Consider the following 21585-nt stretch of genomic DNA (forward strand, 5'->3'; position numbering starts at 1 on the left):
GAGGTGCTCGCGCCGGCTATAAATCCGGAAAGAGGGGATGATTTGATCGTTTTTTAGCCGAATCACCGTTTTGAAATCGGCAAGGGTTGGAGTCAGCCAGAAATACCTGACTACTTCAGACCATCCCTAACTCGTTCCTGGCGTTGAATACAATGAGCTTTGGTAAGACGGTATTGTTCTTTTAATGGATATTAAGCAGCTTAAATTTCTTGTGGCCCTCGACGAGGCCCGCCATTTCGGACAGGCGGCTTCGCTCTGTCATATCACTCAGCCTACGCTTTCCATGAGGCTGCGCAGCCTAGAACAGGAGCTGGGGTTGTCCCTAGTGGACCGAGGACAGCGCTTCGAGGGTTTTACTCCCGAGGGCAAACGTATCCTTGCGTGGGCCCGCACGCTTCTCGCAGCGCACGATGGATTACAGGCGGAGGCCTCCGCCTGCCGTGGGCAATTGGTAGGCACCTTGCGTCTAGGGGTCGTACCGTTGTGCGGGTTCGATCCGATGCGGTTAATCTCAATCTTTACTGCAAAATACCCGCATCTCCGTTTCCAGCTTTTCGCGTTGAGTAGCGAACAGATTCTTGAACGTCTCAGCAGCAACCAGCTAGAGCTGGGTCTGTCGTACCTCACCTCACTTGACCGGACCCATTTCACCAGTCTAGAGCTGGCTGAAACGCGTATGGGATTGCTCTATGACGACCGTTATTTCACTTTCGAAACGACTGAGCTCGGCTGGGAAGCGCTCGTCCGGTTACCGTTGGGGCTGCTATCGGGCGGCATGCATTTTCGCCAATCGATTGATCACGGCTTTCGTAGCCGCGGTCTTGCGGTCAGTCCACTACTGGAAACCGACGCTGTGCACATCCTCCTACAGTCTGTTCAGGCTGGCTTATTCTGCGCAGTGATACCGCTGAACAGCGGCTTGGAAGGTCATCATCAGCATCTTCGCCTGGTTACCATTGAAGATGCTCAGACTTTGGCCCCGCTAGGCCTTATTCTCCGGCGAACCGCACCTCGCTCGGCGCTTGGCGACGCTTGTTTCGCTGAAGCCCAGGCGCTGCTAGGCAGGAGTCAGATCCCATGACCCGTAACCCATGGTTTGGCTGCTGATCTTAATAGATATGCTCGATCAAGGGATCAAGCGTAACGATTAGACGCCGTTCAAGCAGCCGCATAGGCTAGGGGTTCGGTCGCCAGCAGCTAATCGGTATGGTTTATCGATTTGGAGCGAATACTTCGAAAGGCAGCCTGGGCCCCGCGATCGTGTTTCCTATCGATCACGTTCGATGGGCCGTTGGACTTTGCGTCGCTTTTGTTGGCCTCATTGGAATCCCCGGCGCGGCAGGGCGTAATTTGATAATCCGACAGACAAACCCTGGTTACGACGGAGTGCGCCATGAGCCTACAACCTGAAGGCCCTCGTTATCGACCGTATGCTGGCGCAGCCGCTGGTTGGGGGGCGTTGCGCAGCGTCGGTCGCGCCTGGCTCGAAAGCAAACAACCGTTCAAGAATCTCCGTGCGTTGCTCAAGACAAACCAGCATGGCGGTTTCGACTGTCCTGGCTGCGCCTGGGGTGATTCGCCTGAAGACGGCCGCATAAAGTTCTGCGAGAACGGCGCCAAAGCGGTGAACTGGGAAGCCACCAAGCGTCGTGTCGATGCGGGTTTCTTTGCCCGCTATAGCGTCAGCCAGTTACGCGCGCAGAGCGATTACTGGCTCGAATACCAGGGCCGCCTGACCGAACCGATGCGCTACGACCGGGCCAGCGACCACTACGTGCCGGTGAGCTGGGACGCCGCGTTCAACCTGATCGGCGAACAGCTGAAGCGTCTCGACAGTCCGCAACAGGCGGAGTTTTATACGTCAGGCCGGGCCAGCAACGAGGCGGCGTTTCTCTACCAGCTGTTCGTTCGCGCCTACGGCAGCAATAATTTTCCCGATTGCTCGAATATGTGCCACGAAGCCAGCGGCGTCGCCCTTGGCCAGAGCGTGGGCGTCGGTAAAGGCACCGTAACCTTTGCCGATTTCGAACACGCCGACGCCATTTTCGTGCTCGGTCAGAACCCCGGCACCAACCATCCGCGAATGCTCGAACCGCTACGCGAAGCGGTTAAACGCGGCGCGCAGGTGGCCTGCTTCAACCCGCTCAAGGAACGTGGTCTGGAGCGCTTCCAGCATCCACAGCACGCGCTGGAAATGCTCAGCAACGGCTCCGCACCGCTCAATACCGCATTTTTCCGTCCGGCCCTGGGCGGCGACATGGCCGCCTTGCGCGGGATCGCGAAATTTCTCCTGCAATGGGAGCGTGAGGCGCAGGACCAGGGAGAGCCAGCGGTCTTCGATCATGCGTTCATCAACGAACATACCGATGGCCTCGACGCCTATCTGGCGGTGCTGGACGCAACACCTTGGGCGCAGCTCGAAGCACAGTCGGGACTGAGCCTGGCTGACATCCAACAGGCTGCACAACTGTATCGGCAGGCCGAGCGGGTGATCATCTGCTGGGCCATGGGCATCACCCAGCATCATCACTCCGTGGCGACCATCCAGGAGATCGCCAACCTGCAGCTGCTACGTGGCAACCTCGGTCGCCGAGGCGCTGGGCTCTGTCCGGTGCGCGGGCACAGCAACGTGCAAGGCGACCGCACCATGGGCATCAACGAACGGCCGCCGGCCGCGCTGCTGGACGCACTGGAGAAACGCTTTGCTTTCAAGGTGCCCCGCGAGAACGGCCACAACACCGTCGAGGCGATCCAGGCCATGCTCGAAAGTCGCGCCAAGGTCTTCATTGGCCTGGGCGGCAATTTCGCCCAGGCCACGCCCGACAGCCGACGCACCCACCTGGCGTTGCAGAATTGCGATCTGACCGTCCAGATCAGCACCAAGCTCAACCGCAGCCACCTGACCATCGGGCGCGATGCGCTGATCCTGCCGTGCCTTGGCCGTACCGATATTGATTGGCAGGCCAACGGCCCACAGAGCGTCACCGTGGAAGATTCCTTCAGCATGATCCACGCCTCCTTCGGCCAGCTGCAGCCGCTGTCGGCGTTGATGCGCTCGGAGCCAGCGATCGTCGCCGGCATCGCCAAGGCGACAATCGGTAATCATCCGGTGGACTGGGAGGCGCTGATCACCGATTACGACCGCATCCGCGACCTGATCGCCGATACCATTCCCGGCTTTGCCGACTTCAGCCAGCGCCTCCAACATCCGGGCGGCTTCTATCTGGGCAACATGGCCGGCGCACGACGCTGGAATACTCCGACCGGCAAGGCGCGTTTCAAAGCCAATCCGATCCCGACGGATCTGCTACCGGAGCAGGTTCGCCTGAGCGGTCAGCAGCCCGATCTGATCCTGCAGACGCTGCGTTCGCATGACCAGTACAACACCACCATTTATGGTCTCGATGATCGTTACCGCGGCGTCAAAGGCCAGCGCCGCGTCATCTTCGCCAACGAGGCCGACATACTTCGCCTGGGCTACACATCGGGGCAAAAAGTCGACTTGCTGTCCCTCTGGAGCGACGGTGTTGAACGGCGTGTGAACGACTTCGCTCTGCTCGCCTTCGACATCCCGGCAGGGCAGGCAGCCGCTTACTACCCCGAAACCAACCCATTGGTACCTCTTGAGAGCATTGGTATCGGCAGTCACACCCCTACATCGAAGTTCATAGCCATCAAACTTATGCCTAGTACGGCTTCGAATCATAACCGGCGTATCGAAGCCATTGCTCAAGGATGATGCATGAACGCATTGACTGCTTCATCTCGGTTCGATTTCAGTACGGTCACGGTGCTTGTACTTGCGGCTGGTAAAGGAGAGAGATTCAGGGCCTCTGGGGGCACTTGCCACAAACTCGAAGCGCTTATAGCTGCTAAGCCAATGCTGTGGCATGTAATGAAGGCTGTGGATGAGTCCGGGTTACGAGCACTACTGGTACGTCCTCATGGTGGGACTGGCGGTATGGGCGAAAGCATAGCGCTAGGTGTCCGGTCGACACCTGATGCGGCTGGCTGGTTGATACTCCCAGCAGATCTGCCGCTAATTCAGGCCGGCACGTTACACCTCGTCGCGAATAGTCTGAGCCAGAACTTAATTGTTGCCCCTCACTGCGATGGGCGACGTGGTCATCCTGTGGCGTTTAGGCGTGAGCTTTACCACGATCTTGCAGCGCTCTCAGCTGATTATGGCGCCAGTTCTATCGTGCGTGCCAATCAGTCGCTTGGTCATGTCCTCGACTTGGCGGTCGAGGACATAGGCATTGCTGAAGACGTAGACACAATCACAGACCTTGTTCGCGTTGAGAAGATTCTTCGTCTCCGCGAGCATGCCGAACAAACACAATGAGGCGCTATGGAAAGTATTGACGTCATGGTGCTTCGCACCGCGCGGGACTGGCTGGCAGAAGGGCACAGAGTGCTGCTAGCCACGGTAGTTAGAACATGGGGATCATCTCCTCGTCCCGTTGGCTCCATGATGATCCTACGCGATGATGGTCGTGCAGTCGGAAGCGTATCCGGCGGTTGCATTGAGGATGACCTAATTCACTGCTACACGAAGGCATTCGGCGGACGAGGCATTCCGAATTCGATCCCTCAGGTAGTTCGATACGGTGTCAGTGCTGACGAGGCGCACAGATTTGGATTGCCGTGCGGAGGAACTCTCGAACTAGTTTTGGAGTTCATACCACCGCTCAGCTCGTTAGGCGACTCGTTAGACGAGTTGGTCAGCAGACTGGAAACTGGTCAGTTGGTGAAGCGAATTGTCCAGCTCACTGATGGCTCCGTTAGGCTTGTGAATACGGCGGAGCCTGAGTCTCTGAAATTCAATGATGCCCAGCTAATAAATACATTAGGCCCAGGTTATCGAATGCTTATTATCGGAGCTGGTGCCTTGGCGGAGTACCTCTCCACAATGGCTCTGTTCAATGGATTCAAAATAACTATTTGCGATCCACGAAGCGAGTACATCGATACTTGGTCAGTCGCGGGCGTGGAGATTAGCACCGCTATGCCTGACGATGCTGTTTATGCGTTTCGACCAGATATTAGGACTTGCATTGTGGCGCTGAGCCATGATCCGAAGCTAGATGACTTGGCACTGCTACAAGCACTTCAGAGCCCAGCATTTTACATTGGCGCAATCGGCTCTAGGCGCAACAACCGAAGCCGTCGTGACCGGCTCATAACCCATTTTGGCGAGACGGAGGATTCGCTGAAGCGGCTTCGAGGTCCCGTGGGTATCTACATTGGTAGCAAAACCCCTGCAGAAATTGCGGTCAGCGTCATGGCTGAAATAATAGCAGTCAAAAATGGCGTTGCGCTGCCCGTAGAAATGTCAATTCATCAGGCCAAGCTTGCCCAAGAGGCCGCCGCAACTGAGTAAAAATTAATGACATTTGTATATCAGCATCGACGGGTGCGGCGGGCGATAACTTTGTTTGAATCTGGGCCGCACGCTACGTGCTTTAAGATCATTGCTTCGCCCACTTTCACATACTTAGCATAGTTACCGCGTCCTGCTTCGCCACTTTCCACATGCGCGTAACTATGTTTAGGCCGTTAATTTTTGTACCCGCTCAGGCGGCTCAGCAGAAGACAAGCCCACATTGATACGGCGAGCAAAGCTGTGGCGATTGCACCCGGCGCGGCAGGCTAAATGCCAACAAAAAAGCAGTTGATAGCTGTGGCGTAAGAAACACCGATAAAGACTCAGCCGAGACAGCAGCGCGAGCGGGACCTTCATGTCCCGCCAAAGGCGCGCGGCCTACCACAAGCATATGTAAAGCTGTGCCGATACTAATTTACGCTTGGCTGTTCAGCCAGATTTAGCTCAGGCGTAACTGAGGTCGACACCTCAACTCTTCTTTGCCGGTTCTTCGGCCTTCTGGCCTTCCACGTTATAGGTAAAGCTCTGCTTTTCCACGCTTGGCTTATCCTCACTCGCTCCCATTGAATTGCGAAATCCTTTTATCGCCTCCCCCATGTCTGAGCCTAGCCCTTTCAAACGTTTACTGCCAAAAAGCATAACCACGATGAGCAATACGATGAGAAGCTGCCAGACGCTAATTCCACCAAGACCCATGCTGTGTTTCTCCGAAATGCGATGTCATAAACTTGGGCAGGCGACTCGGACGCTGACCCTAAGCTTCGCTGTTTTCGACTATGAGGTGTTACGCACTGCTAGCGGTAGTCGAACCCTTACGGTACAGGCTCGCTACAGTGAATGCCATCCGCAGCAGCCTTTTTTTTCACTTATTTCGGCCGGATGGCGAAGTCTCGTTGCCGCGGGCTTAACGGGCCGTCACACTGATCAATACAGGCGGGGTTGTTCAGTGGTCCGGTGTTTCTAAACGCAACTTTTTTGTTATGTCTATGCAGGGCGGCGGCAAAAACTGAGTGCAACACCTGACCTTTCCGGTACGGTGCTGCCCCTATGTCTTATACCGAACTCAGCGTTGAAGAGCGCGCCACCATTCAAATCGGTCGTACCCAAGGCTTCAGCCTGCGCAGGATTGCCTGCTTGATCAACCGATCCCCTTCGACCATCAGCCGTGAGCTGCGCCGTAACCGAGGTGCTTGCGGTGGCTACTCGGCCCGTCTGGCTCAGCAGCAAATGCAGGCCCGCCGCCAGGTTTGTCGACCGATGCGAAAACTGTTGCCGGGTAGCGAGCGCTTCGAACTGGTGACCCATATGCTGCGTGAGCGTTTGTCTCCCGAGCAGATTGCCGGCAAGCTGCGCAGCATGAACATACCCAACCTGCGAGATGCCTACGTCTGTCGCGAGACGATCTACAACGCGATCTATGCCCTGCCAGTGGGTGAGCTGCGTAAGGAGCTGATCATCTGTCTGCGCCAAGGCAAGACGACGCGCCGGCCGCGCTCTGGTGGCGTGGATCGGCGCGGCCAGATCCCCGAGATGGTCAGTATTCATGTGCGCCCGCCGGAGATTGAAGACAGGCTGATGCCGGGGCATTGGGAAGGCGACCTCATCAAGGGTAAGGCCAACGCCTCGTCCGTCGGTACGCTGGTGGAACGCACCAGTGGCTACCTGATGTTGGTGAAGATGAACGACGCAACGGCGACTTCGGCGCTGGAAGGCTTCAGCGCCGCGCTCAATAGCATGCCGCTGGAGATGCGCAAGAGCATGACTTACGACCAGGGCCGGGAGATGGCGCGACACGCCGAGATCACCCAAAGAACCGGCGTGGCGATCTACTTCTGCGACCCGCACAGCCCCTGGCAGCGCGGCAGCAACGAAAACATCAACGGCCTGATTCGCCAGTACTTGCCCAAGGGCACAGACCTGTCGGTACATAGCCAGGAGGAGCTGGACGCCATTGCGCTGCAACTGAACATGCGACCGCGCAAGCGCTTCGACTTCAAATGCCCCATCGAGGTGATGGGAGAGGTCATGCAAAATGCCATGGCAATGCGGCATGATGCTCCGGTTTCAATTCAATAACCGTGTTGCACTCAGCTCCTGCAACCGCCCAGTATTAAACGCCAGCACGAACGTGGTTCTGTATATCGAGTTACTAAACTTGCTAAACCAAAAAATTAAATGAGCAAATTGTGGCTATGCGCAATTTAACTAGTGCGTATGGAGTAACTTGTTGAAGTTTGAATTTTTAATTGCAATCTCTGTTGGTTTATTAACCCGGCCTCTGCTCGGGTCGTAGTGGTTGCTGGAAAAAAAATATTCAGTTTTTCATTTGTCGGAGGTATAATGAACGATTAAAGGTTAAGTGTTCAGCTAGGGTGCAGTATGTCCGGATTGAAGGCGGGTGCAGAAAAAAAACAGGTTAGCCGGCTCGGTAGGAGAAGGTTCTCAGAGCTCGGTGAAGTCGAAAATAAAGAGCTTATTCTAAACGAGGCCGAAAAGCTTTTTGCTATGCAAGGGTACTTGGGGACTAGCCTCAAACAAATAGCTCAGCAAGCTAACGTAACTCAAGCGCTTATCACATATTATTATGGAACGAAGCAGAATCTTTTTTTAGAAATTTATAGGAGGGGCCTGGCGGATATCGCTAGAAATCGTCAGCAATACCTCGATGATTTGAAAGCGGGGGGATCCGATTATGAGATTTCGGATATAATTAGAACTTACCTTAAGCCGCAATTCGAACACAGAGATGGGGGGGAGGCATGGAAGTACTTTGCGCGGTTGCAGTCCCGTTTAGTAAGTGAGCCTGACGAGGTTACTGTGCCGTTAAGGAAGGAGTTATATGATGAAGCCATTAAGGCTTATATAAAAGAGATGATGGCTTGCGAAGGTAAGGAGCATCGCGTCGCTATTAGCTGGGGGGCTGTGTTCATGATCTCAATGATTCTTTATATGCTAAGAGGTGTCGATCGTATCGGTGAGCTTACGGACGGAAGCGTCCACGCAGAATCAGAAGATGACATGATTGAAAAAATGACGTTGTTTATAGCCGGTGGAATCAACGCGCTCAAGTAAAGCGCGCCTGATGTACCGATATGGTGGAGAATTCCCGTGATCGATGGTGAATCGCCCCGGCTTTTGTGGAGGCCGTTTCGTTTAAGTCAGGCCGCCATGGCCTGATTTGCTTGTTGCTGGTGGAAGTTTGCCTCAGCCTCCGCAGGCGGGATATAGCCGATTGAGCTCAGCAGGCGCTGGTGGTTGCACCAGTGCACCCATCTCAAGGTCGCCATCTCAACAGCTTCGCGGTTCTTCCATGATTGACGGTGTATCAGCTCAGCCTTGTACAGCCCGTTGATAGTCTCAGCCAAGGCGTTGTCGTAGCTGTCGCCCTTGCTGCCAACCGAGGGTTCAATACCGGCCTCTGCCAGCCGCTCGGTGTAGCGAATCGAGACATACTGGCTGCCACGGTCGCTGTGATGGATCAGACCACCCGCGCAATGCGGCTGGCGGGCATACAGGGCTTGCTCCAGAGCATCCAGCACGAAGTCGGTCTTCATGCTGGTACTGACTCGCCAGCCAACGATCCGCCGCGCAAACACGTCAATCACGAAGGCCACATACAGCCAGCCCTGCCAGGTCGACACGTACGTGAAGTCCGACACCCACAGCTGATTTGGACGGTCGGCATGGAACTGGCGCTGCACACGATCCAGCGGACAGAGCGACTTGTCGCCGGCCACCGTTGTTCGCATGACCTGGCCGCGCCTGATGCCCTGTAATCCAGCCCGACGCATCAACCGCTCCACCGTGCATCTGGCCACCTCGGTGCCTTCTCGCCGGAGCTGCTTCCAGACCTTCATCGCGCCATAACACTGCATGTTGGTGTCCCATACACGCTGGATTTCCAGGATCAATGCGTCATCGCGTCGAGCACGGCAGCAACGTAATGCCGGGTTGCGCTGCTGAGCCGCGTGCCTGCGGTAACCGGACGGGGCGATCTGCAAGACACGGCAGATCGACTCGACCCCGAGACGGTCACGATGCTGATCGACAAATGCCCTCAGGACTTGGTGCGGCGGTCGAGCTCCGCCTGGGCAAAATACGCACTGGCCAGGCGCAGAATCTCGTTGGCTTTGCGCAGCTCGCGGTTCTCGCGCTCCAGGGCCTTTATGCGCTCGCGCTCTTCGCTGGTCTGACCAGGGCGCTGACCGGCATCGGTCTGCTGGCGGCGAATCCAGCCATGCAGGGTTTGCGCTGCGCAGCCGATTTTCGGCGCGATGGCCTCAATGGCCGCCCACTCGGACGGATAGTCGTTCAGGTGTTCCAGAACCATGCGCACGGCACGTTCACGGACTTCAGGGGAGTAGGTCGTAGTCTTTCTCATGGCCTCATCTTCTCAAGAGTTGAGGCCTCCACGAAACCCGGGGCGATTCAGTCCGTTGATGGTTTCGGCCAAGGCGTTGTCGTAGCTATCGCCCTTGCTGCCAACCGAAGGCTCAATGCCGGCCTCTGCCAGCCGCTCGGTGTAGCGAATAGAGACGTACTGGCTGCCACGGTCGCTGTGATGAATCAGTCCACCGGCACGGTGTGGCTGGCGGCCGTACAGGGCCTGCTCCAGGGCATCCAGTACGAAGTCGGTCTTCATGCTGCTACTGACTCGCCACCCCACGATGCGCCGCGCAAAGACGTCGATCACGAAGGCCACATACAGCCATCCCTGCCAGGTCGACACGTAAGTGAAATCCGACACCCACAGCTGGTTGGGGCGGTCGGCCTGGAATTGGCGCTGGACACGATCCAGCGGACAGAGCGACTTGTCTCCGGCCACCGTTGTCCGCACGACCTGACCGCGCCTTATGCCCTGCAATCCAGCTCGACGCATCAACCGTTCCACCGTGCATCTGGCTGCCTCGATACCTTCTCGCCGGAGCTGCTTCCAAACCTTCACCGCGCCATAGCACTGCATGTTGGTGTCCCACACGCGCTGGATCTCCAAGCTCAACGCCTCATCGCGCTGAGCACGGCAACAACGCAGTGCCGGATTACGCAGTTGGGCCGCATGTCTGCGGTAACCGGACGGGGCGATCTGCAAGACACGGCAGATCGACTCGACCCCGAGACGGTCACGGTACTGATCGACAAAAGCCCTCAGGACTTGGTGCGGCGGTCGAGCTCCGCCTGGGCAAAATACGCACTGGCCAGACGCAGAATTTCATTGGCCTTACGCAATTCCCGGTTCTCCCGCTCCAACGCCTTGATGCGTTCACGCTCTTCGGTGGTCGGGCCTGGACGCTGACCTGCGTCGGTCTGATGACGGCGAATCCAGCCATGCAACGTTTGCGCTGCACAGCCAATCTTCGGCGCGATGGCTTCAATGGCGGCCCACTCGGAGGAGTAGTCGTTCAAATGCTCCAGAACCATGCGCACGGCACGTTCACGGACTTCAGGGGAGTAGGTCGTAGTCTTTCTCATGGTCTCATCTTCTCAAGAGTTGAGGCCTACACGAAACCCGGGGCGATTCAAAGAAACCGCTGCGAAGGTCATCAAGGAACTCAGAGCACAGGCTCAAGCAGGCGCTGAAACGCAAGGAGAGCCAGCATGAACAGGGTGAGGTGGCTGAATGCCCAATGGCCTTCATCGATTCGATCGGTAGGGAAGAGGCTCATCGACATGCCATTCACGGAGGAGAGAATGGATGGCTTCGCTATCGAGCGAATCAGGGATGACTTCATAGAGGGGCGTTACATCGAAAAGTACAGTTACCAAGAGGTGATATCGACCCCTTTTGGGAGTGAGGAGGTGCTTGATCGAATAGGGTATCGGACGACGGAGTTCACGCTTTTCGACTCCCCACCCCACATTGAGCTCAGAAATTACCAGCGCAGTCTCAAGGAACTGATCAGCCGCTTACTTGAAGCCTGCAATTTCAATCTGGTAGTGACGCCTCCTTCGGTAAACCTGATCGAGTGGGTCTCGGCTCTGCAGGACGCGGTAGATCAGACAGTCACCGTCGACTCGCTCCAAGTCTCCGGTGTCGAAATAGATGAAGGGGTGACAGGGAAAATTTTGCTCAAAGGGGTAAAAGATGTACGCGATGCCACCGATGTTCTTCTGGCCGGCCGCAAACATGTGCTAGAAAAAGTCCAAGTAAAATTTTCGGACTTTAACAAAACCGTTGCCATCCAGCTGTCCAACAAAGGCACCGCGAAGCTACCTGCAGTGCTACCGAGCGATCTTCTACGTCATCTACGAGCGTCCTTTCCTCGCAACATCAGTTGAGTAGTCGCCAGATATCGCTATAGAAGAGGGATACCGGCCCGCTAGACCATAAATTGCAGTCCAGCAAACCTACGCAAGTAGTCGAGGACTTCTTTTGGCCGGTTCCTACCTAGCGTTCTGAGCGGGAGTGATTATTCAGAAATCTACAAACCAGTTGTAGAAGCGATACCCCGCAAGAACTGACACCGCGCATGTAGTTAGGCTCAATAAAGGCCATTGCCCTTCAACGCCCAGCCACCACTGCACTTTGAATAGAAACGCTCCCATCAACACACAGGCCAGAATACCTAGAGCCAGGCCAACCAACGCAAACAACCGAGCCCCTAATCCTGGATTTGCTCCGTGCCAGTTCTCACTCAGGCAAAAGGGGCAATGATTCGACGAAGGCGAATAGCCCCAGAAACCACGGCTATATGTCGTTCTCGGAACCATCGCTTTGCCACAGTTGTGACATGGAACCATCGAGTGCCTCATACCACACCTCAGCTGAGATCGCCCTAGATGAGCCCATGGTGCGCTATCTCGAAAGAAACCCAAGCAGATGACCCGACTGCTACCCACAGGTAATAAGTAAGCGCTCCATAAACCCCACCTGGCGGACGGGTTTGTTTTCAGGAAGCAGAGGCAGAAGCTGGTGAGCAGTTCCACGGCAGCAGCGCTTCGTAATCCTCGACGCAGCTCGCCGCTGGCAGGCGTTCAAGGATGTGGCGCAGCCAGGCGTAAGGCTCTTGCCCGTTGGCTTTGGCAGTTTCGATCAGGCTGTAGATCTGCGCGCTGGCCGTGGCACCCTTGGGCGTGTCGCTGAACAGCCAGTTCTTGCGGCCGATGACGAACGGTCGGATGGCGTTCTCGGCGCGGTTGTTGTCGATCGGTAGATGCCCACCTTCGATGTAGCGCACCAGCCTGCTCCAGTTGCTGGCCAGGTAGTTCACCGCCTTGCCCAGGGCCGTCTGCCCAGCGACCTGCGGCTGGGTTTTGTCCAGCCAGGCCTTGAGTTGGTCGAGCAGCGGCTGGCTGCGTTGCTGGCGGGCGGCCAGGCGTTCGCTGTCGTCGACCTCTTTAAGATCGCGCTCGATGCCGTAAAGCTTGTTGATCAGGTTCAGCGCCATGTCGGCACGGCCGGTCTTGCCCTTGGGCTGCACTTTCTGCGCCTCGACGAACTTGCGCCGCGCATGCGCCCAGCAGGCCAACCGCTCGATGCCGTCGCGTGCAGCCACGGCGTTGTAGCCGGCGTAGTCGTCGGTCATCAGGTAGCCGCGGTAGCCATCGAGCAGGCGTAGCGGCACCTCCTGCGCACGGCTGGCTGTGTAGTCGAAAAGGATCACCGGCTTGTCCGGCGGCCCACCGCTTTGCACCCACATCCAGGATTGTGCCGAGGGGACGCGTCCCAGTTCATGCAGCACCTGCAGACGCGTTTCGTCGCAGTGCAACACGGGGTATTCGAACAGTTTGTCGCGCATCAGGTTGAGCAGCGGTTGCAGTTGCTCGCCACTTTGGATCACCCAACGCGCCAGGGTCTGCCGTGGGATGTCGACGCCGTGGCGGCTGAGCATCCTCTCGAAGCGGTACAGCGGGATGCCGTCGGCGTACTTGGTGGTCAGCAGCATCGCCAATACGCTGGGGCTGGCCAGGCTCTTCTCGATCAGTTGTGCCGGCTTGTCGGCGATGACCGGCGCGGTTTCACAGGCCTTACAGGCGTAGGTCTTGCGGATGTGGCGGATGACCCGCACCTGCATCGGGATGATCTCCAGCTGCTCGCTGGTCTCCTCGCCGATCACCTGCTTGCAGGCACCGCAGGCGCAGGTCAGCTCATGCTCGGGCAGCTCATGGATGACCTCCACACGCGGCAGGTTGGCCGGCAACGGCTTGCGCTTGCCACGGCGGCCGGCGCTTCGATCAGCTCTTCGGCCTCGTTGAACATGGCCAGCTGCGGTGAGTCGGCATCTTCAGGGCTGCGCTCGGACTTGGGCGAGAACAGCTTGTGGCGCAGCAAGGCGACTTGTTCCTGGAGTTGCGCCACCTTTCCCTGAGCCAACAGCAGCATCTGCTTGAGCAGGACGGGATCGTCTGGAAGGTGGTCGGCGCCAAATTTCATGGCGCCGGATTATACCGGCTCAGGCCACGAAGCGCGGCGTCAGAACCTGATGCGGCCGGTTACGCCACAGGTCGATGCCGTCGAGCAGCCAGTTCAGCTCGTCGACCGTCAGTTCGATGGCTTCGTCACCCGCATCGGGTTTGGTCTTGAAACGCTCGGCTTCCAGTCGCTTGAGCCACAGGCAGAAGCCATTGCGCTCCCAGTAGAGAATCTTGACCTGGCTGCGGGTGCGATTGAGGAACACGAACAGCACCGGATTGAACACTTCCACCTTGATGTCCAGCTCGACCAGCGCGGCCAGGCCGTTGATGGATTTGCGGAAGTCGACGGGTTTTGGGTAGAGATAGACCTTCTGCACCTTGGCGTCGGGACGCATCATGGGATGAACTCCGGTGAAAACGGGAGCTCAGCATCCAATGATCAGCAGGCTATGGGTAGGTGGGGTTTATGGAGCGGATACGGTAATAACGCCCCCAGCGCTCAGTTCATCTGATCTTTCGTTGTTTGAACCAGACATGCTCAGGCTCGAAGTAGAAAGCTTTGCGCACCTCTTTCTCATACTGCAAACGCGTCAGCGCTGCGCCCGTGTAGCGATAGAAAACAAGATCATGCAGATGCTCAAGAATTGACTGCTTGCATTGCGCAACCGCCTGAAATAGTCGGGCCGATACTCGGGAGCAGCACGCAGCAGCGCACCGATAATGCTGAACTCATCCAATTCATCCTGCGCTGATACAGGGATTTCTGGAAAGCGTGTCGTGTAGAAGTGTGTAGCTAGTGAGCGGTAAGCACTTTGGGTATCTGTGTTCATGCTGATTCTTCTTTTTATACGTACGAACGAGCTCGCACATAACCAGCATGCTCAATGAGCAAAAGCTATTGCAATACGCCGATCAATTATTTTTGTATACGACAGAAAAAACAAGCGTCAAACCGACCTCCCACGCCAAGGCGGACATAGGTTCGTTGATTGAAGATGAAACCTGACGTGTATATGTAACTGAGATATGGCGGCTATCGGTCGGCCCTGTTAAACAAATCCACTTCAATTCTTGTCCGCGAAAATAGGCAGTTTTAATTGAAATCTGAGCCAATTCCGGCATTGAAATAGCCTCATATTTCGCATAGCGACACATCAAGCGCGAGTTTTCGACTTCACGCCAGCGGACCTAGACGACACCGACTTTTTCAACAGAGTCGGCCAGCAGCGGAAGGTCGATTACGTGCCTGGTTACACAAGCAACCACGAGCCACGCACATTATCAGAGATAAGATTTAGAAAGCGCTGAGCGACTCAGCTGGGCTGCTTGCTCTTCCCTGGCCCACCAGCGCCTCTAAATCATCTACTACTATGGGGCAGGCAAACCGAACCGCTACAGTACAAGCCATCGAGGCTTCTGTTACAGACGATGCAACTAGGCAGCACATTTCCGTCGCGGTAGCCATGCCTAGTCTGTTCAATCGCTAGCAGACTCATCAGTAGCGCGCGAGCGGGGATGCGCTTAAGCTCGAAGCGGCTTTGGTTGTTATGTTGTCGAGTATCAGGCTACTGGGGGCGAAACACATCCTCCTGTTGCTACGGAGTAGCATGACTCATTATGGGTATCATCAGCGGAGCCGACGAGTGTCCAAGATTAACAGACGCCAATGCTAAGACGGCGCAAACACTTGAGCATATACCGTAGCCAAGAGTATCGATAGTTAGCGAGGGCCACGATAGGCTCAGGGCAAGCCTACCCGAATTAATGCTCGAACAGAGCTTCGCTGGCCTTCCCGTAAGCCAGCTTCGCAACAAGTTTACCGTTGTTAAAATGAAGCAGATCCAAACCCCGGAGATACGCTGGCTTGCCGCCTAATTCAAGGTTGCAGCGCCAACTAACCATTACTTTACCTGCTTGTTCGTCAATGAATAGGTCTTCGCCAACGTATTGCACCCTGCCAAATGTTCCATCAAAAAATGGTTGGAGCGCATTGCGGATAGCCGTAACCCCAGAGTGGCGCCCACCATAGATATCTTCGAAAACCGCATCATCGGTAAAAAAATTCATGGCTGCGTCCAAATCAGCTTTGTTGTTCGCATCAACAAACCTAGAAGTCGCTTGCTCTAAGTTTCGCTTTTCAGATGACATTACGTTTTCCTCTTGGTGTGTGGATTCATCGTGCCGAAATCAACCCAAAAGCAACGGAGCTGATTTAACCCTAGTTAATAAAGTGCGCAAACTTCAGCGCTATAATCTATCTGTTGTTAGGCGACAATCTATTATCAACCATGTAGCCAAGCGCTAGCCGAGACGGAACAGAGGGGCGAATAACCCTGGGTGACGCTCGATAAGGAAAGCCTGTAAAGATGATTTCTACGACCCCTCATAACCCATCACTGCCTTTATCTCAAGGAACTCCTCAAAACCGTACTTCCCCCACTCTCGGCCATTACCAGACTGCTTATAACCGCCAAACGGTGCGGTGAAGTCGAGTGCCGCCCCATTGAGATGTACGGCGCCGGTGCGTAGTTGTTTAGCGACCTTCCGAGCGCGCTCCAGGCTTCCGGAACTAACATAGCCAGAAAGCCCGTAGCAGCTGTCATTAGCTATCTTGATCGCCTCATCATCATCGCGGTAAGGCATGATGCATAAGACGGGCCCAAAGATCTCTTCTTTAGCGATCTGCATCTGATTGTTAACCGCACTGAAAATAGTGGGCTGCGCAAAAAAGCCAGACTCGATCCCCTCTGGACGTCCCAAGCCCCCACAAATCAACTTGGCTCCTTCGGCCACGCCCTGCCGAATACATTCCTGCACTTTTTCATACTGCATTGCGCTAGCCAGAGGCCCCAAGTTGGTATCCGCATTCATCGGATCACCGACCATGATTTCCTTGCAGAACTGTTCGGCTAACCGTTCGACCTCATCTATCCTCGAAAGCGGAACCAACATACGAGATGGAGCGTTACAGCTCTGCCCGGTGTTAAGCATCATTGTGCTCACACCGTGCTTAACTGCAGTCTCCAAATCAGCGTCATCTAAGATAATGTTGGCGGATTTACCACCCAATTCGAGGGCGACACGCTTAACAGTCGGTGCCGCAGCTATCGAAACGAGGGTACCTGCTCGGGTGGAGCCGGTGAAGGAAACCAGGTCCACGTCTGGATGGGCAGCTAGGGGAGCGCCCACGCCAGGGCCGTCGCCATTGATTAGGTTGAACACCCCAGGCGGAACTCCAACTTCATCGAAGATTTTAGCAAGCAAATAAGCAGAAAACGGAGCGATCTCACTTGGCTTCAATACCATCGTGCATCCGGCCGCCAACGCGGGCGCCACTTTCGCAGCGATTTGGTTCAATGGCCAATTCCAAGGTGTTATCAAACCACAAACGCCAGCTGGTTCCCGTATCACACGAGTCGTTCCGAGGGACTCCTCAAAATCATAATCGCGCAATATGGAAGTTGCCGTGAGGAAGTGCCCCAGACCGGCCGGCGCCTGTAGCGGACGGGATAGCTGGGCCAGCGGAGCACCCATTTCCTCAGTGATAGCCTTGGCGATCTCATCAAGTTTGGACTCAAATGCTCGGCATACCTGGTCTAGCAGATCAAGACGCTGATCTCTGGTTGTACGGGACCAGCCGTCGAAAGCTTGCCGCGCAGCCTGCACTGCCAGATCAACGTGCTCCTCGGTGCCCAGCGAGATGACCCCGACAATCTCTTCATTCGCAGGATTTATGACTTCGGCTTCACGAGCGCCTTTCGGCATCACCCATTGCCCGTCTATATAAAACTCTCGGTAATCACGCATTGCTATTTTTCCCCTTGAGATAGCTAGCAACCTGATACCCGACCTCGCGACCGCTCTCTATCGCGCCGTCTATAAAACCACGCCAGCCATTAGCCATGTCGGAACCGGCGAAGAAGAGCCGGCCTTCGCGCTTCTGCAGCTCGGTTAAATAGCGAGTTGTCTGACCCGGACGATAAGTGCACCAAGTGCCCTTAGAAAAGGGATCGAGATTCCAGTCGTAGCCATAGCTGGACGTTACCTCCACGCCTGGAAGGAGGGGATGCAGGGCCTTTTCGACCGCTTTGCTATCGTTAATGTCTACCAGTTTAGGATCGGCGGAAAATGCGATAAGCAATGTACCGTTCTCACCGACGTGGTCCGTAAACACCGAAGTGAAAGGCGTTACATCGTTTCTAGCGGGCGCATAGGTCATTACGTTACCTACATCTTGCTTTATACGAATGTAACCCTTAACACCCTTACCCGCATGGCCTTGGGAGGCAATTTCTGACTTTGCATCAGAGAGACGCGGACTGTACTCAACGTCACCCATCGTGTTTAAAGGCACTGCCATGACAACTGCCGATGCCGCAATTGTGCCCTCTTCAGTGGTGATAAGTACCCTATGACTGTCTTGCTTAACTTTTAGCACAGGCGTTGAAAGCTGAATTTCCATATCACTTTCAGCAACCATGGCCTCCAGAAGACTCACGGTACCTGATTTAATTTTATATCTGGCAATTGAGTCGAACATAGTGGGCATGTTGAAGTTGCTGAGTGCAAACCAGCGCATAATCTCGCTATAAGCGATCGTCTCTGGGTAGTTATGTCCATTACCGCTAAGCCATGAATCCATCATGTCTTTTTGCTCGCGGGTTAGGGACAGTTTATTTAAGTACTCAGAAGCTGACAACCCATCCATCTCCTGGAGCGCTTTTTTTGCAAAGAAAGGATCGAAGGGACGTGGGTAGATGTTGTGCGCTTCTTTGTAATATTCAGTACAAGCGGCGCCAAATATTTCGAACGCCTCTGCCGCCGGCGCTCGCTTCACCTGATTATCAGTAACCCAAATAACAGTTTCAGGACTAGCGAGACCGACGGTTTCCTCGATTTCTAATCCATAATGCATGACCTCAGTCCACACATTAGGCTGGGTCCAGTGTACCCAAGTACCTCCAAGCTCCACCTTCTCACCATCGAGCTTAGACGTAAACGTGCGGCCACCTAGGCGACTCCGACCCTCAAGCACTAATGTTTTCAAGCCGGATCGGCTCAACTCCCTTGCAGCCGTTACCCCCGCAAACCCACCTCCGATCACGACGGCATCGTAATCTACGTTGCTTTGCAGCGGACCAACTCTTTCTTTATCCGCCCCCTGTGCCGTAGCGGACAGTGATAGGATCTGAGAGCCAACGCCTGCAGCAGCAGCAGCACCAATAACGGCACCGCCAAGAAATTTGCGTCGCGATACACCGTCCTTGCTTATATCACCCTTATCGTTAGCCATGTTATCTTTACCCCTTTCTTATTTTACAAGCCGTCGCTTGGACGACCGGCTAGTTGGACGTCTGATTCAGCATGCATATTACGTCGCGCCGATCTTGTTCATTCTTCAGGCCGGAAAACGCCATTCCGGTAAGCGGATAGACCCGCATTGGACTGTTAAGAAACGCATCAAGATGTTCTACGGTCCAGGTGTCGCCCGACTTACGCAGTGCGGAAGAAAACTTATAACCCGGCACTTTGCCAACCTCCCGGCCAACCACACCGTGAAGATTCGGCGCCGCAGGTCCGTGTTTCCCTGTATTGTCATTGCTGTGACAAACCGCGCATGTCTGAAAGATCTTTTTACCATTATCTGGATTGCAATTTTCACTGGCTGTAGCAACAGAAGAAGTAGCCCCAAAAAACAGCGCCCCCAGGCACAACAACACGGCTTGAAACTTTTGTTTTATCATGATCACTTAATCCAGTTATAACGTTGGTTAACCTAATATTTCTTTCGCTTCGCGTCCGGCGCGGAGACCACTCTCCACCGCGCCATCGATGTTGGCGTGCCAGCCGTTACTTGTTTCCGCGCCCGCGAATAAAATGCGCCCTTCAGGTTGCTGCAAGTCTGTCAATCGACTCAGTTGGCCGACACCATAGGCGGCCCATGCGCCCAATGAAAACGGATCCGCAGTCCAATCGTAGGCAGCTATTCCTAGAACTTCCACGCCGGGAAACAGTTTCCGGATTTCCCTAGTAACAGCATCACGATCATTCACGTCGATTGTTTCTGCGCGCGCGATGGTAATCGACAGTATTGTCCCCAACTCATCGCCGTAGTCGTGAGTCTGGACCCAGTTAAGCGGCTGTTGTTCATCAGCGAAAGCAAAAACTCGGCCGAGATTTTCTTTAACATGAACATAAAGCTTAGCGCCTTTACTGAGCTGCCCTTCTTGAATAAAGCGCTGTTTACCCTGCGATAGGGCCGGAGTGAATTGAATGTGGCGATAGGTATTGAGCGGAACCGTCATGATAACTGTTGCGGCGGTAATCGTTTCACCATCGTCAGTTTCGATGCGAACCCCGCCGGCTATTTGCTCCGCTGAGATAACCGGCACGTTTAATCGGACCTCGGCACCGCTATCGTCCAACATGGCCTCGATTAAACCAATAGTGCCTCCCACTATCCGATAGTGAGTCTGCGTGTCCATAAAAGCGCTGTAGTTCCACCCGCCACAGGCAAATAACTTGAGAACTCCAGGGAGACCATATTTATCTGTGGTCTCACCAGCATAAAGCGCCATGAAGCTATTAAGCTCTGCTCGCTGGGCGCGACTCAGCTCCAGCTCATTTATACGATCCAAGACGGACAGCTTATCTAGCTTACGGGCTCGCTCGGTAAACATGGGCTCATGTGGCCGCGGAAATGCTTCCCAGGCGTCATGGCACATCTTTTCGAAAGCGACTTTGATGTTCGTTCCAAATACTTCAGGCGAAAGCTCTTCAACGTTTCCGTCGTTATACATAACTAGAGTCTTGTCTAGGCTTGCTAGGGGGTCTTCCACTACCCCTCGACCGTAGCGTTGCATTTCCGCCCAAATGTGAGGCTGCAACCAATGGACCCACGCTCCGCCAAACTCGATTTCCTGGCCGGCAAAATGGGAAGTGAACGTGCGCCCACCCAGGCGCGATCGCGCCTCAAGCAGAAGAGTTCGGTAGCCTTGATGGCCACATTCACGCGCAGCCGTCGCGCCAGCGAAGCCGCCACCAACCACGATCACGTCATAATCAAACTTGGTCGCCCGCTTGGAAGTGCTGTTCTCGGAAGCGGTTGCAGATGCAATGAGCCCAAGCCCCGCAGCACCGGCCGTTGCTGCCGCCGCGCCTCCAATAAAAGATCTACGACTAAGGCCTTTGTTTAGTTTGTCATCCATTAACCGACACCTTTAGTATCGTTGTAATTCTACTGTACCGATCAAACTAGCAAGCCGCTTATTCACCGAGATACGCCACAGCTGTTATTTCTATAAGGGTCTTATCGCTCACGAAGTCGGCCACTTTCACACCGGCTGCGCTAGGCGCCACTACCCCTTTATACGCGGCAGTTCTAACGTCTAGAGCTTTGATATAGGTTTCGTTATCGGTCTTGTAGTAGATAGTTTCACTAACAACGTTACTGAAGTCTGCATCATGAGCGGCCAGGATCGCACCCAGACGCTCATAAATAAGCTGCATTTGCTTGTTAGCATCATTGGCGTATACTTCATTTCCCTCTTTATCAACGGCTGTTACGCCACCGATATAAAGAAACCCGCCCGCCTTGACTGCAATTGAAAAACCGTATTGCTGCTCGAATTCAGGATTGAGGTGAAAGGCTTGCTTGGGCTCTGCCGCAAGCAGTTGTGTTGAAGCTAAAGACATAAGGGCGATCAGGCAAACCTTGCTACCTGTGCCGAATTTTTGAAAGAAAGATGACTGCCGCAGGCGTTGATTGGTGACGGTCATTACACATACCCTTTTGTTTTGTTGTGTTGTGTTTCAAAGCCTATCTCATCGATGGGCATCGACGTTTG

At 54.9% G+C, this 21585-nt stretch carries 17 protein-coding genes, 2 pseudogenes and 2 other annotated features; of the genes and pseudogenes, 7 read left to right on the plus strand and 12 right to left on the minus strand.

All coding sequences use genetic code 11. From position 1 onward, the window contains the following. Positions 1-184 precede the first annotated feature (184 nt). The 4 genes from AA098_RS04010 to AA098_RS04025 all read left to right on the plus strand — a co-directional run bounded on the left by AA098_RS04010 (position 185) and on the right by AA098_RS04025 (position 5383). Positions 185-1081, plus strand: a complete 897-nt coding sequence (locus AA098_RS04010; protein WP_064613876.1) for a LysR family transcriptional regulator — start codon at positions 185-187, stop codon at positions 1079-1081. A gap of 312 nt (positions 1082-1393) precedes the next feature. Next, positions 1394-3739 (plus strand): FdhF/YdeP family oxidoreductase, encoded by a 2346-nt coding sequence (locus tag AA098_RS04015; RefSeq protein ID WP_064613877.1) that lies wholly within the window; start codon positions 1394-1396, stop codon positions 3737-3739. A gap of 3 nt (positions 3740-3742) precedes the next feature. Further along, positions 3743-4345 (plus strand): NTP transferase domain-containing protein, encoded by a 603-nt coding sequence (locus tag AA098_RS04020; protein ID WP_064613878.1) that lies wholly within the window; start codon positions 3743-3745, stop codon positions 4343-4345. 6 nt (positions 4346-4351) lie between these two features. Then, positions 4352-5383 (plus strand): XdhC family protein, encoded by a 1032-nt coding sequence (locus tag AA098_RS04025; protein WP_064613879.1) that lies wholly within the window; start codon positions 4352-4354, stop codon positions 5381-5383. A gap of 471 nt (positions 5384-5854) precedes the next feature. On the opposite strand, the gene tatA is transcribed toward AA098_RS04025, so the two are convergent. Beyond that, entirely contained in the window at positions 5855-6082 is a 228-nt protein-coding gene (gene tatA / locus AA098_RS04030) for a twin-arginine translocase TatA/TatE family subunit (RefSeq protein WP_064613864.1), read from the minus strand. 351 nt (positions 6083-6433) lie between these two features. Between tatA and AA098_RS04035 the strand changes: the two genes are divergently transcribed. Both AA098_RS04035 and AA098_RS04040 read left to right on the plus strand, forming a co-directional pair. Beyond that, entirely contained in the window at positions 6434-7462 is a 1029-nt protein-coding gene (locus tag AA098_RS04035; RefSeq protein WP_011911495.1) for an IS30-like element ISPsp7 family transposase, read from the plus strand. A gap of 303 nt (positions 7463-7765) precedes the next feature. Beyond that, positions 7766-8458, plus strand: a complete 693-nt coding sequence (locus tag AA098_RS04040) for a TetR/AcrR family transcriptional regulator (protein ID WP_064613865.1) — start codon at positions 7766-7768, stop codon at positions 8456-8458. 86 nt (positions 8459-8544) lie between these two features. On the opposite strand, the gene AA098_RS04045 is transcribed toward AA098_RS04040, so the two are convergent. Next, a protein-coding gene (locus AA098_RS04045; protein ID WP_156747510.1) for an IS3 family transposase occupies positions 8545-9767 on the minus strand; the annotation gives its coding sequence in 2 pieces (ribosomal slippage) (positions 8545-9482 and positions 9482-9767; 1224 coding nt in all). Continuing rightward, positions 9373-9489: a sequence feature (AL1L pseudoknot), on the minus strand. It overlaps the preceding gene by 117 nt. Positions 9768-9815: 48 nt before the next feature. Beyond that, positions 9816-10855 (minus strand): annotated as a pseudogene (locus tag AA098_RS27965) (IS3 family transposase); the annotation flags it as partial. Beyond that, positions 10461-10577 (minus strand) — a sequence feature (AL1L pseudoknot). Its footprint overlaps the pseudogene before it by 117 nt. Before the next feature lie 219 nt (positions 10856-11074). Here AA098_RS27965 and AA098_RS04065 point away from each other — a divergent pair. Further along, positions 11075-11662, plus strand: coding sequence for a hypothetical protein (locus AA098_RS04065; RefSeq protein ID WP_156747511.1), 588 nt, complete (start codon positions 11075-11077; stop codon positions 11660-11662). 611 nt (positions 11663-12273) lie between these two features. Here AA098_RS04065 and AA098_RS04070 read toward each other — a convergent pair. The 9 genes and pseudogenes from AA098_RS04070 to AA098_RS04105 all read right to left on the minus strand — a co-directional run bounded on the left by AA098_RS04070 (position 12274) and on the right by AA098_RS04105 (position 21517). After that, a pseudogene (locus AA098_RS04070) lies at positions 12274-13757 on the minus strand (IS66 family transposase). Between the two features lie 19 nt (positions 13758-13776). Continuing rightward, the gene (tnpB, locus tag AA098_RS04075; RefSeq protein ID WP_058151328.1) at positions 13777-14136 is read right to left on the minus strand and encodes an IS66 family insertion sequence element accessory protein TnpB; all 360 of its coding nucleotides are present in this window, start codon (positions 14134-14136) and stop codon (positions 13777-13779) included. A gap of 192 nt (positions 14137-14328) precedes the next feature. Then, positions 14329-14568 carry a hypothetical protein gene (locus AA098_RS27970; protein ID WP_256545222.1) on the minus strand — a complete coding sequence of 80 codons (240 nt, stop codon included), beginning with the start codon at positions 14566-14568 and terminating at the stop codon, positions 14329-14331. Positions 14569-15499: 931 nt separating this feature from the next. Next, complete coding sequence (locus AA098_RS04085) at positions 15500-15886, minus strand: nuclear transport factor 2 family protein (protein ID WP_064613883.1); 387 nt, start codon at positions 15884-15886, stop codon at positions 15500-15502. Positions 15887-16111: 225 nt separating this feature from the next. Further along, positions 16112-17545 (minus strand): aldehyde dehydrogenase family protein, encoded by a 1434-nt coding sequence (locus tag AA098_RS04090; RefSeq protein WP_064613884.1) that lies wholly within the window; start codon positions 17543-17545, stop codon positions 16112-16114. Continuing rightward, a complete protein-coding gene (locus tag AA098_RS04095) occupies positions 17538-19031 on the minus strand; it encodes an NAD(P)/FAD-dependent oxidoreductase (RefSeq protein ID WP_082916853.1) in 1494 nt (497 codons plus the stop codon). Before AA098_RS04095 ends, AA098_RS04090 begins: the two co-directional genes overlap by 8 nt. Before the next feature lie 49 nt (positions 19032-19080). After that, positions 19081-19482, minus strand: coding sequence for a cytochrome c family protein (locus AA098_RS27975; RefSeq protein ID WP_082916854.1), 402 nt, complete (start codon positions 19480-19482; stop codon positions 19081-19083). 27 nt (positions 19483-19509) lie between these two features. Further along, positions 19510-20946, minus strand: a complete 1437-nt coding sequence (locus AA098_RS04100; protein WP_064613885.1) for an NAD(P)/FAD-dependent oxidoreductase — start codon at positions 20944-20946, stop codon at positions 19510-19512. A 58-nt stretch (positions 20947-21004) separates the two neighbouring features. Continuing rightward, positions 21005-21517 (minus strand): RidA family protein, encoded by a 513-nt coding sequence (locus AA098_RS04105; RefSeq protein WP_082916855.1) that lies wholly within the window; start codon positions 21515-21517, stop codon positions 21005-21007. Positions 21518-21585: the final 68 nt, after the last annotated feature.

This window comes from Pseudomonas sp. JY-Q (assembly GCF_001655295.1).
Taxonomy (GTDB): Bacteria; Pseudomonadota; Gammaproteobacteria; order Pseudomonadales; family Pseudomonadaceae; genus Aquipseudomonas; species Aquipseudomonas alloputida.

What these genes read in the sequence shown, in the direction of transcription:
- tnpB (WP_058151328.1), bottom strand. Translation starts at nt 14,136, where the DNA reads ATGATGCGTCCCGACGCCAAGGTGCAGAAGGTCTATCTCTACCCAAAA.
- AA098_RS04025 (WP_064613879.1), top strand. Translation starts at nt 4,352, where the DNA reads ATGGAAAGTATTGACGTCATGGTGCTTCGCACCGCGCGGGACTGGCTG.
- AA098_RS04105 (WP_082916855.1), bottom strand. Translation starts at nt 21,517, where the DNA reads ATGACCGTCACCAATCAACGCCTGCGGCAGTCATCTTTCTTTCAAAAA.
- AA098_RS04020 (WP_064613878.1), top strand. Translation starts at nt 3,743, where the DNA reads ATGAACGCATTGACTGCTTCATCTCGGTTCGATTTCAGTACGGTCACG.
- AA098_RS04015 (WP_064613877.1), top strand. Translation starts at nt 1,394, where the DNA reads ATGAGCCTACAACCTGAAGGCCCTCGTTATCGACCGTATGCTGGCGCA.
- AA098_RS04090 (WP_064613884.1), bottom strand. Translation starts at nt 17,545, where the DNA reads ATGCGTGATTACCGAGAGTTTTATATAGACGGGCAATGGGTGATGCCG.
- AA098_RS04085 (WP_064613883.1), bottom strand. Translation starts at nt 15,886, where the DNA reads ATGTCATCTGAAAAGCGAAACTTAGAGCAAGCGACTTCTAGGTTTGTT.
- AA098_RS27975 (WP_082916854.1), bottom strand. Translation starts at nt 19,482, where the DNA reads ATGATAAAACAAAAGTTTCAAGCCGTGTTGTTGTGCCTGGGGGCGCTG.
- AA098_RS04035 (WP_011911495.1), top strand. Translation starts at nt 6,434, where the DNA reads ATGTCTTATACCGAACTCAGCGTTGAAGAGCGCGCCACCATTCAAATC.
- AA098_RS04040 (WP_064613865.1), top strand. Translation starts at nt 7,766, where the DNA reads ATGTCCGGATTGAAGGCGGGTGCAGAAAAAAAACAGGTTAGCCGGCTC.
- AA098_RS04065 (WP_156747511.1), top strand. Translation starts at nt 11,075, where the DNA reads ATGGATGGCTTCGCTATCGAGCGAATCAGGGATGACTTCATAGAGGGG.
- AA098_RS04100 (WP_064613885.1), bottom strand. Translation starts at nt 20,946, where the DNA reads ATGGATGACAAACTAAACAAAGGCCTTAGTCGTAGATCTTTTATTGGA.
- AA098_RS27970 (WP_256545222.1), bottom strand. Translation starts at nt 14,568, where the DNA reads ATGAACACAGATACCCAAAGTGCTTACCGCTCACTAGCTACACACTTC.
- tatA (WP_064613864.1), bottom strand. Translation starts at nt 6,082, where the DNA reads ATGGGTCTTGGTGGAATTAGCGTCTGGCAGCTTCTCATCGTATTGCTC.
- AA098_RS04010 (WP_064613876.1), top strand. Translation starts at nt 185, where the DNA reads ATGGATATTAAGCAGCTTAAATTTCTTGTGGCCCTCGACGAGGCCCGC.
- AA098_RS04095 (WP_082916853.1), bottom strand. Translation starts at nt 19,031, where the DNA reads ATGGCTAACGATAAGGGTGATATAAGCAAGGACGGTGTATCGCGACGC.